This window comes from Terriglobia bacterium (genome assembly GCA_036496425.1).
GTDB lineage: Bacteria > Acidobacteriota > Terriglobia > 20CM-2-55-15 > 20CM-2-55-15 > 20CM-2-55-15.
Window position 1 is genome coordinate 20934 of record DASXLG010000250.1, and the last position, 13663, is coordinate 34596.

The window sequence follows — 13663 nt, forward strand, 5'->3', positions numbered from 1 at the left end:
AACCTACATGAAATAGCGTTCCGTCAGCACAAAACCGCGTTCGTTTTCGGGACGTGAAGTGCGGCAGGGATCGTCGAGCGCGGGCGCGGGAACGTTTCGGATCTGAACAGTCACGGGTTTCGGATCGTAAACAGGATTTGGATCGAGTGGGTGCTGGCAGGTGTTGAGAAGGACCAGCACATTCATCTCGGCCCTCAGCTCGACATAAGCGCCGGCCTTGGCGTTGCCCTCCACGAAGCGCATGCCGCCGCTGTCATCGACGATGACTTTGCTGAAAAAATTTACAGGCGCCGCCATGTCCCGCTCTGAGAGACCGTATTTTGCAAGCTCTATAAGGAACCCTTCAAGCGCATTTTTGTGGCAGTCGTTCCGCTGTTCCTGATAACGCCCAACGCCGTACTTCTTTTCAACCAGGCGGGCATTCGAGCAGCCGCTCAGCGGGTCATGCCAGCCGGAGGTATCCGCGACGATCGAGCAGAGAATGCGGCCCATATCGGAATACAGCACATATCCCCGGGTAAGCCGGGAGATGTGCTGGGCTTTGAGCGTATCGGGCATGTTGTAGCGCTCGGCCGGATTTTCCCAGTTGTAGAAGATGGCGCCGGCATTTGCGCCGCCGGCCGTATCCGTGATGCGTAGAGCCGTGCCCCGCTTCAGAACATGCGACCACGTGGCGCCAGGGTGCACAATTTCCTCAAACAATCTCTTTCTTCTCCCCCTTCCGGTGAAGTTCTTCGGCAAGGATGATTGCGTCTGCCAGGTCGCGCATCGGCCGCCGCAGACGGCGGCTTTCGCTGCGCAGATCGAGATAGGCCTGTTCCTCGGTGACGCCGTGACGATGCTGCAGGATGCCCTTCGCGCGCTCAATGACTTTTCGCGCTTCGAGCGTCCGCTTCATTTCGAGAGTTTCGGAAATCAGCCGGGCGTTTTCGAATGCGAGCGCGGCCTGTCCCGCAACCGCCTGTGCAAAGCCGATTTCTTCCGGCGTGAATGTGCGGCGCTCGCTCGCATAGATGTTCAGCGTGCCGATGACTTTTGAGCCTGCCAGCAAAGGCACCGACAGAAGGGAAGTCAGTCCGGACCGCCGCGCCAGTTCCGGATATTTGTATGATTTTTCAGCGGAGACGTCGGGGACGGTCACGAGCTGACGCTCGCGCACCACACGCCCGATCAATGAATCGCCGATTTTGATGGGCCCTTTCTGGAGGTATTCCGGCGACGAGCAGCGTGCCGCCTTGATCGACAGCTCCTGCCTGTCCTCATCGACGATCATGATCGAACAGACCGGTGAATCGAAGGTCTCGGCAACCATTTCCGAGATCACCTGCAGGATGCGGTCGAGATAGCTCTCTGTCGAGATGGTGCGTCCGACGGCTGCAAGCAACTCCACCTTCTTCACAGCTGCCAGAGAGCGTTCCGACAGACGCGCCTTTGCGATTGCTCCGCCCATTTGCTCGGCGACGTAGGTCATCAACGCCACTTCTTCCGGTGTATGATCACGCGCTTCGCGATGGTGGACGTTAATCACGCCGATGACCTGGCCCGAGTCGATCAACGGCACGGACATGAAGGACTCATAGGAATCCTCGGGCAGTGAGTTGAAAGGTTTGAACCTCGGATCTTTCGCTGCCCTTGATGAGAGGGCGACAACGGATTGGTGCTTGGCAACCCAGCCGGTGACGCCTTCGCCGATCTTCATCCGGATGTTGCCGATCTCACCCTGGTGCGGCAATTGAGAAGCGCAGAGAACGATCTCAGCCTTGGATGAATCGAGGAGGTAGACAAGACATGCATCGCAGCTGGTGACACCGACCACGAGGTTGATCAGAGCATCGAGCATCTTCTGGAGCGACAAATCGGAACTGACAATGCCGCTGATGCGATGCAACAGGGCCAATTGCGACATGGCAGATTCCGAGGAATGGGTTTCAGTAACGTCCATCGACTTTTCCTCCCGAAAAGTGTTAACTGTTGCACGACATCTGCCAGTTGAAGGCCAGCGGCGTAAGTCCTGGCAAAGTAAGCGTCGAGTGGGATTCAGCCGGGAAGAACCGCTTCGACAAAGCCACCTTTTTGTAGCTCTTTGCCTTCGGTTCTGACATTTCTGTTGGTGTGTGTTCTTGCTTCGATGTCGCGAATCACGAATTGAATGTGATCCTCCTCCGCATCGAAGTCGACGTGCGCCACGGTGCGCTCATAAACAGCCGCGCCGCCCAGCGCGATCACGCGCGTGCCGAGCCATACCGCTTCACGCGTGTTGTGGGTGACGAAAACGATCGTCGTGGCGCTCTCGCGCCAGAGGTCTTTGATCAGCCGCTGCATTCCGCGCCGCGTTGCAGGATCGAGCGCGCTGAAGGCTTCGTCCATCAGAAGGATCGGCGGTTGCATGATGAGAGCCTGGGCAATCGCGACGCGCTGCTGCATGCCGCCGGACAGCTCGTGAGGGTACTTCCGTGCGTCGGATTCGTTCAAACCCATCTGCTTCAGGAACCGCAGCGCCTCGCTTCTGTGTTCCCGCAGCCGTTGGCGGCGGCCGGGATGCAGCATTGCGAATGCGCCGAATTCCGCGACGTCGGGCCCGAAGGTCACGTTGTCGAGTACAGTTTTGTCGGAAAAGAGGGAATACTTCTGCGGAACGTATCCGCACAGGCGGTCCGGCTGCGACCGTTCCTTGCCATTGACCAGGACGCGCCCGCGGTTCGGTTTCTGTTCACCGAGGATCAGCCGCAACAGAGTCGATTTACCGCAGCCGGTCTGCCCGACGATCGAAATGAACTCGCCGCTCTCGATTTCCAGATTGACGCCGGCAAGAACCCGGCGCGTGGCCGGGCCATCCGGGTACTCCACATCCACGTTGTCGATTCGAATGATGGGTTCCGCCATCTCTTACTCCTGAAACCACGGATGCAATTTGCGATTGAACATATGCATTCCCATATCGACGAGAAAGAGCAGCAACGCCACCCACAACACATACGGAATGATCGTATCCATTCCCATGTGACGGCGGAGCAGCGCGATTCGATACGCCAGCCCATCGGTCGAAGCGATCATTTCTCCGGCGAACAGAAACAACATCACCGCTTTGAGGTTCAGCCGGATGCTGTTCAGGACGCGCGGCAGGATCTGCTTGAAAACGATCCGGTACGTCACCGCGAAATCGGCGGCGCCCAGTGTGAAGGCCTTCACGATCTGTTCACGAGGCACGCTCTTGCTGAGATTGAAGGTATCCAGAATGATCGTAGGGGTCACGCCGATGACGATAAGCATGATTTTGGACAGCTCATCGATACCGAAAGCGATGAACAGAATCGGCAGCAGCGAGAGAGCGACAATTTTGTCGAAGAACTGGATGAAGCGCAGAAAGAATGCGCCGATGTAGGGAAACATCGCCATATGGAGGCCGAGCAGCACCGCCGGAAACAGCAGCACGATGCTGAAGAGGAAGCGGCGCCCGGTGGCAACCGTGTCTTTCCAGAGCATGCTGCCGCGGATGCGCGCCAGAAGCGGCGCCGGCGCGGCAGCGTCGTCCGCATTGTCCTCTTCGGCCGGTTTAAGAGTGGCGTCTTCAAAAGCCTGGACTATCTGGGTGGCCGTCGGCATGACGCGATCGTCCGGATTGTCCCGATGCCGCTGTTGCGATACATAAAAGTAGGACGTGATGCCGGCGACAAACAGAAACCACGACAACAGCCAGGCCGTCGTGCGATGGGGAGCAGCGTGAAGGCGAAGAAAGCTCATAGCTTCCCCTGCGCCGCAAGCTGCATATACGTGGTGTTGAAACGCAGCCGGACTTTAGCCGGATTGCCGAGGACGGCGCCATCCACGAACTGAATGCCGATGTCGTCGGCCGATTTCGATTTTTCACCCAGCAATCTGTGAGAGAAACAGAACTGCCGGACGAGGTCCATGGTCTTCCTGATATCCGGTGAAGCGGTCATCTGGGCGGCCGACTGAGCGGTGTAATACATGTGCGTCGTGCTCAGTTGTTCTTTATAGGAGGCCAGGGTGTCTTTCGAGGCTTCGGCAATGCCGCCAAGCACCTTGTCTCCGGCCGGTCCCGCTTGCTGCATGTCGGCCATCAGCTCATACCAGGCGCCTGCAACGGCCTTGGCGAACTTCTGTCCTGACCCGTCAGGACGGTTCAACACTTCGGTGCGCACCACGAGCAGATCCATGATCTCGCCGGGAATCTGCGAGGAATTGAAGACCATTTTCACGTCTTTGGCCTTCATAATCTGCGAGACAAGAGGTTTCCAGGTCACCACCACGGGTTTGCTGGAATCGGCCAGAAATGCGTACGCAATGTCGGAGTCCGAAGTATTGATGTACTTGACCTGCTTGATCTGCGCATTGAGGCCGTTCAGCGTCATCGCCCGTTCGAAGAGGTATTGGGAAACCGTCTTTTCGACCAGCATGACAGGCTTTCCGGGAATCTGCGCGAGCGTCAGATTCTGGCGCGCAATGACAGCGTCATTGCCGTTCGAATAATCGCCGAGAATGACGCTGGTGGTGTCGACGCCGGCAGCCGCAGGCATATCGAGCGCTTCCATGTTGGTCATGGCGCAGGCGTCGATGTTCTTCGCCACGAACGCATCGAGCGAGGGCGCGTAGTCGAAGCGTTGGACTTTGATGTCGATGCCATATTTGTCGGCCCACTTTTTCAGGATTCCCGATTTCGCCATGTAGTAATAGGGATCCCAGCCGACGTAAACGGACCAGCCGACAGTGAATGATGGCTTTTGTTGAGCGACCAGCGTGCGTTGCGCTATGAATGCGATCGCAAGACAGAAAAGGATGGAGCAGAAAAGTTTTCTGAAATTGGAAATAAAAAATCGGCCAAACATCGATACCTCCCCGCGCGGACTGGGCGGAAGCGGCGACTTGGCCGATTGGAGCTCATCCTACCAGATGAAGGGAATGCACCACAAGAAGCCTATTGCATCATTGCATCATCGGAAATTTCGCAGTTCTAAATTTGAAATGCAGAAACCTCTGATGATGCAATGGTGCAATAGACTTCTTGTGCTTCCTTTCCCTTGTTCTTTACGGGATCCGGTAGAAAGGATTGGGCACCAGGAACGTCCGCTCGGAGTAGCCGCCGGCAAGATCGCTGGGCTGATCACCGACGTTGGCAATGATTGTAAATCCTTGTGCTGCAATTTTTGCCCGCTCCGGCGCTTTAAAGTCTGCTGCCGATGGCGTGGACGTGCCTGCCGGCCGCATGAGCAACGCGGCCCAGTTGTCATATCCAGCCTTCCTGAGGTTTGTTTCCGTCGCGGCCCGCACGACTTCAGTGCGGCCCGTCAGAAAGAAAACCGACACGCCCTTTGCCTTCGCGGCCTTATATAGCGCCAGCGTCGGGCCGATGGCCGCGCTTTCCGCGCGCATCTGCCAGGTTCTCTGGCCGCAAGGGCCTGCCGGCAGATCGCATGGCCCGTTGACGATTCTTCCGTAGTCGTTTGCCTGGATTTGAGGCCAGTTCGAAAGCGAGGTCTCATCGATGTCGAGGACGAGCGCCGGCTTATTCACCATCGTCGCGCGGCGTTCCACATATTGCTGAACTTTCGCCAGCGTCGTGGCGACTTCGTGATCATACTGGCCGGACTGTTTGTACCGGGTGAGTTGTTGCTTGAAATCGCCGAGGTTGGCGGGTGAAGTCAGGGGCGCCGGTCTGGCGGCCGATTGCTCGAACCAGACCGGCAGGGAAAGGGACAGAACCAGGAGAAGACTGGGCTTGAGCCGGTTCATTGATTTGGACGCCCTCCTTGTAATCTGGAATTGGCGCCGTACCCGAGCTGGAAAGGGGAAGGCCGGCACAGCCTTCTGCGGCGGTTCGAATCCGTCCGGCGCCTTCTTCCGGAGTTCCCCCTACTTCTTTGTCAGTTTGAAATCGCCTTTGGACGCTCCGTGATTCCAGGAGCCAGACATCGTCCCGCCCGTCATCTTGCCGTCGATCACATAGTGAACGGAGCCGCCACGCCCGCTGGCGTCCGCTTCGAGATGGATCGTGCCGGCCGCCGGATCGTAAGATCCTTTCGAAATCATAACGTCGGGGCGGGTGTAATTAATGGAGTGCACCGTTCCGGTCACGTTCTTCCCGTTCAACTTCAAGTCCACGTTAACCGTGTTTCTGTCGTTCGCATTCGGACCCCAGTCGCCGCTCCAGGTGCCGCTTATGGGATCGGAGCCACGCTGAAGAGCCACTAAAGGGACTGCGATCGCAAGACATACCAACAAACAAGCCAGCCTGAGAATGTTTGATCTCATTGATCCTCCGTAAAAGTTTCCGATGTCATTTCTTAAGGCCTCGCTGCTCGAGCATTGCCGTGATCTCGGGATCGCGGCCGCGGAACTCGCGAAACATTTGAGCATAATCTGCGGTGTTGCCACGCGAAAGGATTAAATCGCGGAATCGCTGGCCGTTCTCCCGGGTCAGCCCTCCGTGTTCTTTGAACCACTGGAAGGCGTCGTCGTCGAGCATTTCGGTCCAGAGATAGGCGTAATAACCGGAGGCGTAGCCGTTAGCCCAGATGTGTAAGAAGTAACTGGACCGATAGCGCGGCGGGACCTGCGGCAGGTCGAGATGGGTTTTCTTCAGAGCTTCGACTTCGAATTTGTCGGAGTCGGTGACGTTGGCAGTGGCCGGCAGCATATGCCACTGCATGTCGAGGGCGGCTGCGGCCACAATTTCGGTCAGTGCATAGCCCTGATTGAATTTCTCGGCTTTCTTGATCTTCTCCACAAGGTCGGCCGGCATGGGTTTGGCGGTTTGATAGTGCAGGGCATAATGCGCGAACACTGTTGGATCGAGCGCCCAATGCTCGTTGAACTGTGAAGGAAACTCGACATAGTCTCGGGCAACCGAGGTGCCCGAGAGGCTTGGATACTTCTGCTTCGCAAACATTCCGTGAAGAGCATGTCCGAACTCATGGAACATCGTCGTCACGTCATCGAAGCTGATCAGCGCCGGCTGTCCCGGCGCGGGTTTCGTAAAGTTTGCGACGTTATAGATGACCGGCTGGGTATTCAGCAGTTTCGATTGGCCGACGAGTGTGTCCATCCAGGCTCCGCCGTTTTTATTATTGCGTTTGAAGTAATCGCAATACCACAGAGCGAGGTGAGAGCCATCCGCGTCGAAAACTTCGAAAACACGGACGTCAGGCTGGTATATCGGCAGGTCGTGGCGTTCCTTGAACGTTAATCCGTAGAGTTCGTGTGCGGCGTAGAAGACACCGTCTTGCAACACTCTGTCCAGTTCGAAATAGGGTTTGATGTCACTTTGCTGGACGTCATACTTCGCTTTCCGCAATTGTTCGGCGTAAAAATTCCAGTCCCACGGTTCGAGGGTGAAGCCGCCCTTCTGCTTATCGATCAGCGCCTGAATGTCCGCGGCTTCTTCACGCGCCTTGGCGGTGGAGGCCGGGGTCAGATCGTCGATGAACTTTTCGACCCGCTTCGGTGTTTTGGCCATCTGGTCCTGCAGCCGCCATGCGGCAAAACTCGGCTGCCCGAGCAGGGCCGCTTTATCGGCGCGGATCTTCGCGAGTCTGGTGATGGTTGCACGGGTGTCATTCGCGTCGCCATGCTCGGCACGGTTCCACGATGCCTTGAAGAGCTTTTCGCGCATGGCGCGGTTCGTGAGAGATTGCAGGAGCGGCTGTTGCGTGGTGTTCTGCAGCGTGATGACCCAGCCGCCATCGATTTTGCGGGACTTCGCTTCCTCGGCCTCGGAGCCCAGATCGTCCGGCGAGAGGCCCTGCAATTCAGACTTGTCGCGCACCACGAGCGCGCCGTCTTTCGCGGCGGCGAGCAACTGATTCGTGAATTTGGCGCTGAGCGCGGCATCCTCTTCGTTGATTTTCTTGAGTTTTGTCTTGTCCGCCTCGGACAGTTTGGCTCCCGCTATCACGAACTGTTGATGGTCATATTCGAGCAGGCGATTACTCTCGGGATCGAGCTTCAGGTTCTTGCGGTCGTTATAAAGCTTTTCGATGCGCGCGAACAGCTTCGAGTCCATATTGATGGCATCCTGATGGGCGGCGAGCTTCGGCGCCACCTCTTCCTGGAGCTTCTGCAGTTCGTCATCCGTATTGGCGCTGGAGACCGCGTTGAAGATCATCGACACCCGTGTCAGGGTCTGGCCGGTTTTTTCGAGCGCCGCAATCGTGTTGTCGAACGACGGCGGAGCGGAATTGTTCGCGATTTTGTCGACCTCTTCCCGCTGCTCTTTCATGCCGGCGTCGAATGCAGGTGCGAAGTCACCGTCCTTTATCTGGTCAAACAGCGGCGCCTGAAAAGGCAGCGTGCTGGGAAGCAGCAGCGGATTGACGCGCTGCGGAGCGGTCCTCGACGCGGGTACAAACAGAAGAAGGCTCAGGAAGCTGATTGTAAGTAGTCGTCGCATTCAAACAGGTTAAACCAGGAGCGGAACTCATGTCACTGGGATCAACAGGGTGAGCGACCCCCTGCCCGGCTTGCGTCGGGCTGTCCCCCTTTATAAGGGGGACAGTGCGACGCGAAGCATGGCAGGGGGCCGCTCATACGCCATGTCGAAAATTATTTGGTTCCCGTTTTCGTCTGTGCGGCGCCGATCTCGATTTCCTCTGCGGAAAGCATCTTCATCTTTTCTTCCATGTGGGCGTCGATGGAGACACGGCTTCCGACTTTCAGATCCGCCATCGTCGCCGCTTTCTTATTAATCAGAAATTTCGTGTCTTTTTCCAGCATGACGATCACGGTCTTGCCGGTCTTGTCTTTGATGGTCACGGTATCTTTGCCGACAGCCGTCACTGTGCCCAGCAACGGGTCGCCGTGGGCGGCTAATAGCGCGGCAAACAACAGGATCACTCCCAGGGACGAAATGAATCTTTTAAGCATAGCTGCTCCTTTTAATGATGGTGTTCGTGGACATTTTCCACCGCTGGGCTGTCGTCACCCTGCAAAAACTTTCGAATTTCTTGTTCTTTGGCCAGTTCCGAAGGGCTTTTCGGATCCATATTTTTCATCTGAGCGATTTCGTCGGTCGTCATTTGCGGCAGATGCCGGATGAAGTGCACAAGATCCCAGCTCTCCTGATCTCCTTCGTCGCCTGCATTTTCGCCGAAGGCGGGCATTCCTGTGAATCGAATACCGTTTTCAATGATGTAGTAAATCTGTCCGTCTGTCAGCTTTTGCGTCGACACCGTCATATCGGGCGGTTTTGGGTAAAGCCCGCGCCCGATCAATGTGTTACCCCGTCCATCGTTGCCATGACAGGATGCGCAATGGTCAGCAAAATGTGCCATCGCACGTGGCAGGACTTCGGGACCCGCTTGAACAGGATTCTTAAGGTCGACGGCTTTTCCGGGTATCGAAAGGAGGAACAGGCGATGGGCCACGAACGCTTCAGCCGGAGATGGTTCGCCGCGAGCGCTGAAGCCGTGAGAACGCGCGTAGTTGCCGACGCCCAGGGAGGCGGCAACTACGATAACCAGAAGAACCAGGATGACGATCCCAATGCGTTTCATGACACGGGTGCCGCCATTTTACCCATTCAGCCGGCGCACCTTCGCACGAAAAGTACTGGGCCTGCACGAAGTCACGCGGGCTGGGACTGTCCAATGTGCAACAACGCCTCGAGAGGCTTCGCCCGCGTGACCTACTGCCCGTCATTCGCCCAAGTTCCGGTCTTACTTCCGCAGCGTGCGTAATTGCTTGCTGAGTTCCTTCTGCAGATTCTTGAGATCCTGAATCCGGTGGGTAATCCGGTCGATGGCTGCCGGAATTCCTTTTGACGACGCGAGGTCTCCTGCTTCATTCAGTGAAAAGCCGAGATCCTGAACGTTCTTGATGAAGCGGATCCGGTCAACTGTATCCATGTCAAACTGCCGGTAACCCGACGCCTTCCGTTTCGGCTTCGGCAGGACGCCTTGCCGCTCATAAAATCGAATCGTTTCAACTCCGACACCGGACAGCTTTGCAATCTTCCCGATGTTCATCATTTTCTCGTTCGATGTGTTCGTCGTTTTCCTTTGCATTCTGTGCACCTCTTTAGTTTCAAGCAAACCTATGTGATTTAATCCTAATCGGGTCATCCATGACCTGATTGTCAGACGTATATGATTAGACAATTCTTGCCAAAAACAAGCCAAAAGAGGGAGAACTTGAAAAACAGCGCTGGATTGCGTCTTTTTTCAAGTCAGATCAACCCATGCCAAATCGAAAGGAACCGGTACTGAGCGAGGATGATATAGAAAAAACCTATAAGCAAACACTAAGGGTTCTGAGTATGACCAAAGGGACCATTACAGATGCCACGCGGCAATCGATGGCGGATGCAGTCCACGAATTCCACCGGATTTTACTGGGAAAAATCGAAGCCAAACGCTCTGCCTCCTCATGACCTGAACAAACAGAAAGCCGCTGGTCTGATCGGGGAAACGGGCATAGCTCGTGAGGCCAGCGGGATCAACGATACATCACGTGGACATAGGTGTCGAGCCCGACTTTATAGGCGAGGTGCCTGCCGATAAGGTCTTCGTTCAGAAGGACACCCGCAGACCCAGTTGCAGCGTGCGCGGGTCGGCGACTGCCGTGGTCTGCTTGAACGCCGGGAGGGGATTGGCAGGGTATGTTCCGGAACCGAAAGCGCCGTTCAATGCGACGCCATTAACGTGGTTGAGGAGATTGAACGCTTCAATCATCGCTTCGACCCGCACGCCCTCGGTTGCCTTGAAAGTGCGGCTCAGTCTCGAGTTCAGGTTGAAGAAATCGAAGCCCATTCCGGCGTTGCGCGGGATGAAGGCGCCGTTCAGCATCGGCCTCGCCGCTGTCCCCTGAATCGTGTTCGTGCCGGCAGTGATGTTGAACGGCAGCGCCGAGTAGTATTGGAGCATCGTGCCCAGTTGAAATCCATGGCTGATCCGCCGCCAGGCATTATGAGAATCGCCGGCCGGCGGCTGAAGTGTTCCGTCGAAGACCAACCGCTGCCGCTGGTCGTCGTCGGAACGGCCGTAGTCCTGCCAGATATTGAAGTTGTCGATCGGCGCGCTGAAGAAAAATTCTCCGGCGTTATCGAGTGCTTTCGAATAGGTATAGGAAATGCGGTAGTGACCCCAGCGCGACGGGCGCTGCACGAACGAAATGTGGAGACCGTCGTAGTGAGAATCCGCCAGTGATGAATACTGGCTGTTGTTGCCGTAGGCCGGGTTGGGCCTGCAGCCGTTATTGCTGCCGGACGCCACGCACGCCGGTACATTCTGATTCTCGGAGATGATCAGGTGCAGTCCGCGAACGTGCTGGTAGCCGGCGCTGATCGTATTATTCCGGCCGATCTGCCGTTCGATTTCCAGGCTGCCCTGCTCGGAATATGCATTCTGCATGTTCCGGTTCATCGTGGAGAAATTGAACAGTACGCCGGCTGGCAGCGTCAGGCTGCTGAGAATATTCGGAAAGACGGGCGCGCCTGCCTGTGCCGGCGAGAGGCTGATGCTGATCTGGCTCAGGTTCCCGGCATCTGCCGTGTTCCCGGCCGACAGCAGCGCATTTGCGAGAGCGCGCAACGGAACGCGGTCGAAGAACAGGCCATAGCTGCCGCGGATCACGGTGTTATGCCAGGCCGCCGGCATCCACGCGAAACCGGCGCGGGGTGAGACGTTATTCGTGTCCGTGATGATCGTCTTCAGATACTGCAGGTCATAGCGCAATCCCAGGTTCAGAGTCAGCCCGCGCGAAGCCTTCCACTCATCCTGGACATACAAGCCGATATTCGGGTTGGTCTGCGAGACGACGGAGTTGTTGAATGTCTGCGTGAAGCCGGAGTTATTGTAGGTTCCGTTCAGAAAATTCGCGAGCGACGAAAAGGAATAGCTGCCGCGAAACGAACGGGGGAACGTGATGGTGTCGTCGTTATACAGGAATTGCGTTCCGACGCGAATCGCGTGCGCACCGGCCTGGTACGACAGATTGTCGACAATTTCGTACTGCTTGTTCAGGCGGGCGGTGGGGGAACTGGACAACGTGCCGAATGAAGCCACTCCAGAGATGCTCACCGCCGGACCGATCGGGTCCGAGGGCGGCGCCTTCAGGTTGCTGTGCGTGAACTGGGCGCGCGTTTCATTCACCAGCCGGGAAGACAGTGTGGCGACATTGCCCGCGGCGAAGATCTCATCCGTATCGTCCAGGCCGGCGGAAGCGCTCGCGGAACTGAGGCCGCCGGCGCCGCGGGAATTTCCACTATTAACGTCGTAAACGTTATAGCGCATGGTGAACTGATCGCGGGGATTGAACTGGTGGTCCATCTTCACCAGTCCCGTCGTCGCGTGGACAGGGTTGGGATAAATTCCGGTCGCGATCAGCGGCCCGGGATAGCGCAGTCCCGTCAGCCGGGAATTGATCGCCGCGACATTCAGCGGAGATATCGTAATCAGGCCGGACTGGTTCAGCCTGCGCTGCTCAAAGTTACCGAAATAGAACGTCCGGTCTCTGACGAGCGGACCGCCGAGCGTCGCGCCGTATTGTGCCTGGGTCACGGGGAGCAAAGTCTGCGCAAGAGCATTCGCCGCGTTGAGACGCTGGTTGCGGAAATAACCGTACATGTTGCCGTGCGGGGTGTTCGTTCCGCTTTTGGTGATGACATTGACATATCCGCCTAGCGCGCGGCCGAACTCGGCCTGGCCGCCTGCCGTAACGACCTGGAATTCGCCGACGACATCGTAGCCATAGAAGACGCCGCTCAGACCTGCGGCATCGTCGTCCGCGGAGAGCCCGTCGACGATGAAACTGTTCGAAAAGTTACGCTGGCTGTTTACGGACAAGCCCTGGCCCGGTACCGCCGCCGTTTCGGCGAAGAGCTGATTGGCCGCGGTGTTCGTCGGGGAGACGCCGGGAATCAGCAGCGCGATATCGAGAAAATTGCGGCCGTTGACCGGCAGGTCTGCGACGACGGCCTGCGTTATCGTTCCGGCAATCTGGGTGCGGGCCGTTTCCAGCACTTCCTGCTGTTCGTTCACACCGATCTCGGTTTGAAGTGAAGCCACGGCAAGAGAAACGGGCATGTCGAAGTCTGCGCCGACAGTCAAGGTTACCGGCCGCGTCAAGGCCGCAAACCCCGGCGCGCGCACCGTGATTTCGTAAGGCCCGGGCCTGAGGTACGGAAAACGAAATCGCCCTTCAGCATCGCTGACCGTCGTACTGGCCAGGTTCGTCTCGGTTTCGCGCGCCGTAACCTGTGCGCCCGCCACCACGGCAGCAGTTGGATCCGTGACGCGGCCACTCACTGTCGCGTAATTGATGGTTTGCTGAGCCAGCGCGATTCGACCGGAAGCCATGCAGGCCAGGAGTAAAGGCAGAACGAGTTGCAGCCTGCGAGAGAGGCCCTTTCCTGGTCGCATGAGACCGAATGCTAGAAGGACATAACCGTCTTGGCAATGCGGCCAATTGTCGCAGCAAAATAGCCGGCCCCGGCCATTCATTTCAATGGTCAGCCAGTCCCGATTTGCAAAGCGGATAGCCCCGAACTATCATTTTTAAGAATGGCCGGTCTATTCCGTCATATGAACGGACGATCAACCGCAACAACGGTTGTTACGCTTCTGTTGCTGGCAGCGGCCTTATTGACGTTTGTCCACTGGCACCAGGAGTCGCCGGGTCAGCATTGCGAAATCTGCTTTGCGCGAAACCT

Annotated in this window: 12 protein-coding genes and 1 tRNA gene; 1 reads left to right on the top strand and 12 read right to left on the bottom strand. The window is 56.9% G+C overall.

Annotated elements, in window-relative coordinates; translation table 11 throughout:
• Nucleotides 1-3 precede the first annotated feature (3 nt).
• From VGK48_18050 to VGK48_18075, 6 genes are all read right to left on the bottom strand, one after another.
• Entirely contained in the window at nt 4-702 is a 699-nt protein-coding gene (locus VGK48_18050) for an urea amidolyase associated protein UAAP1 (protein ID HEY2383083.1), read from the bottom strand.
• On the bottom strand, nt 695-1942 hold the full coding sequence (locus tag VGK48_18055) for a GAF domain-containing protein (protein HEY2383084.1): 1248 nt from the start codon (nt 1940-1942) through the stop codon (nt 695-697). The genes VGK48_18050 and VGK48_18055 overlap by 8 nt, the downstream gene beginning before the upstream one ends.
• A gap of 95 nt (nt 1943-2037) precedes the next feature.
• Nucleotides 2038-2883 carry an ABC transporter ATP-binding protein gene (locus VGK48_18060; protein HEY2383085.1) on the bottom strand — a complete coding sequence of 282 codons (846 nt, stop codon included), beginning with the start codon at nt 2881-2883 and terminating at the stop codon, nt 2038-2040.
• Between the two features lie 3 nt (nt 2884-2886).
• Nucleotides 2887-3741 (bottom strand): ABC transporter permease subunit, encoded by an 855-nt coding sequence (locus VGK48_18065; GenBank protein ID HEY2383086.1) that lies wholly within the window; start codon nt 3739-3741, stop codon nt 2887-2889.
• The gene (locus tag VGK48_18070) at nt 3738-4847 is read right to left on the bottom strand and encodes a putative urea ABC transporter substrate-binding protein (GenBank protein HEY2383087.1); all 1110 of its coding nucleotides are present in this window, start codon (nt 4845-4847) and stop codon (nt 3738-3740) included. The genes VGK48_18065 and VGK48_18070 overlap by 4 nt, the downstream gene beginning before the upstream one ends.
• Nucleotides 4848-5046: 199 nt before the next feature.
• Nucleotides 5047-5751: an HAD family acid phosphatase gene (locus VGK48_18075; GenBank protein HEY2383088.1), complete on the bottom strand. Its 705-nt coding sequence runs from the start codon at nt 5749-5751 to the stop codon at nt 5047-5049.
• Between the two features lie 32 nt (nt 5752-5783).
• On the opposite strand from VGK48_18075, the gene VGK48_18080 reads away from it, so the two are divergent.
• Nucleotides 5784-5855 (top strand) — tRNA-Cys (locus VGK48_18080).
• A 16-nt stretch (nt 5856-5871) separates the two neighbouring features.
• Here VGK48_18080 and VGK48_18085 read toward each other — a convergent pair.
• The 6 genes from VGK48_18085 to VGK48_18110 all read right to left on the bottom strand — a co-directional run bounded on the left by VGK48_18085 (nt 5872) and on the right by VGK48_18110 (nt 13310).
• Nucleotides 5872-6270, bottom strand: a complete 399-nt coding sequence (locus VGK48_18085; GenBank protein ID HEY2383089.1) for a hypothetical protein — start codon at nt 6268-6270, stop codon at nt 5872-5874.
• A gap of 25 nt (nt 6271-6295) precedes the next feature.
• On the bottom strand, nt 6296-8407 hold the full coding sequence (gene dcp, locus VGK48_18090) for a peptidyl-dipeptidase Dcp (GenBank protein HEY2383090.1): 2112 nt from the start codon (nt 8405-8407) through the stop codon (nt 6296-6298).
• Nucleotides 8408-8559: 152 nt separating this feature from the next.
• Nucleotides 8560-8880 carry a hypothetical protein gene (locus VGK48_18095; protein HEY2383091.1) on the bottom strand — a complete coding sequence of 107 codons (321 nt, stop codon included), beginning with the start codon at nt 8878-8880 and terminating at the stop codon, nt 8560-8562.
• 11 nt (nt 8881-8891) lie between these two features.
• Nucleotides 8892-9509 (bottom strand): c-type cytochrome, encoded by a 618-nt coding sequence (locus VGK48_18100; protein HEY2383092.1) that lies wholly within the window; start codon nt 9507-9509, stop codon nt 8892-8894.
• A 162-nt stretch (nt 9510-9671) separates the two neighbouring features.
• Nucleotides 9672-10019: a MerR family transcriptional regulator gene (locus VGK48_18105; GenBank protein HEY2383093.1), complete on the bottom strand. Its 348-nt coding sequence runs from the start codon at nt 10017-10019 to the stop codon at nt 9672-9674.
• 504 nt (nt 10020-10523) lie between these two features.
• Nucleotides 10524-13310, bottom strand: coding sequence for a TonB-dependent receptor (locus tag VGK48_18110; protein ID HEY2383094.1), 2787 nt, complete (start codon nt 13308-13310; stop codon nt 10524-10526).
• Between the last annotated feature and the right edge of the window lie 353 nt (nt 13311-13663).

What these genes read in the sequence shown, in the direction of transcription:
- VGK48_18055 (HEY2383084.1), bottom strand. Translation starts at nt 1,942, where the DNA reads ATGGACGTTACTGAAACCCATTCCTCGGAATCTGCCATGTCGCAATTG.
- VGK48_18060 (HEY2383085.1), bottom strand. Translation starts at nt 2,883, where the DNA reads ATGGCGGAACCCATCATTCGAATCGACAACGTGGATGTGGAGTACCCG.
- VGK48_18065 (HEY2383086.1), bottom strand. Translation starts at nt 3,741, where the DNA reads ATGAGCTTTCTTCGCCTTCACGCTGCTCCCCATCGCACGACGGCCTGG.
- VGK48_18070 (HEY2383087.1), bottom strand. Translation starts at nt 4,847, where the DNA reads ATGTTTGGCCGATTTTTTATTTCCAATTTCAGAAAACTTTTCTGCTCC.
- VGK48_18075 (HEY2383088.1), bottom strand. Translation starts at nt 5,751, where the DNA reads ATGAACCGGCTCAAGCCCAGTCTTCTCCTGGTTCTGTCCCTTTCCCTG.
- VGK48_18085 (HEY2383089.1), bottom strand. Translation starts at nt 6,270, where the DNA reads ATGAGATCAAACATTCTCAGGCTGGCTTGTTTGTTGGTATGTCTTGCG.
- dcp (HEY2383090.1), bottom strand. Translation starts at nt 8,407, where the DNA reads ATGCGACGACTACTTACAATCAGCTTCCTGAGCCTTCTTCTGTTTGTA.
- VGK48_18095 (HEY2383091.1), bottom strand. Translation starts at nt 8,880, where the DNA reads ATGCTTAAAAGATTCATTTCGTCCCTGGGAGTGATCCTGTTGTTTGCC.
- VGK48_18100 (HEY2383092.1), bottom strand. Translation starts at nt 9,509, where the DNA reads ATGAAACGCATTGGGATCGTCATCCTGGTTCTTCTGGTTATCGTAGTT.
- VGK48_18105 (HEY2383093.1), bottom strand. Translation starts at nt 10,019, where the DNA reads ATGCAAAGGAAAACGACGAACACATCGAACGAGAAAATGATGAACATC.
- VGK48_18110 (HEY2383094.1), bottom strand. Translation starts at nt 13,310, where the DNA reads ATGGCTTCCGGTCGAATCGCGCTGGCTCAGCAAACCATCAATTACGCG.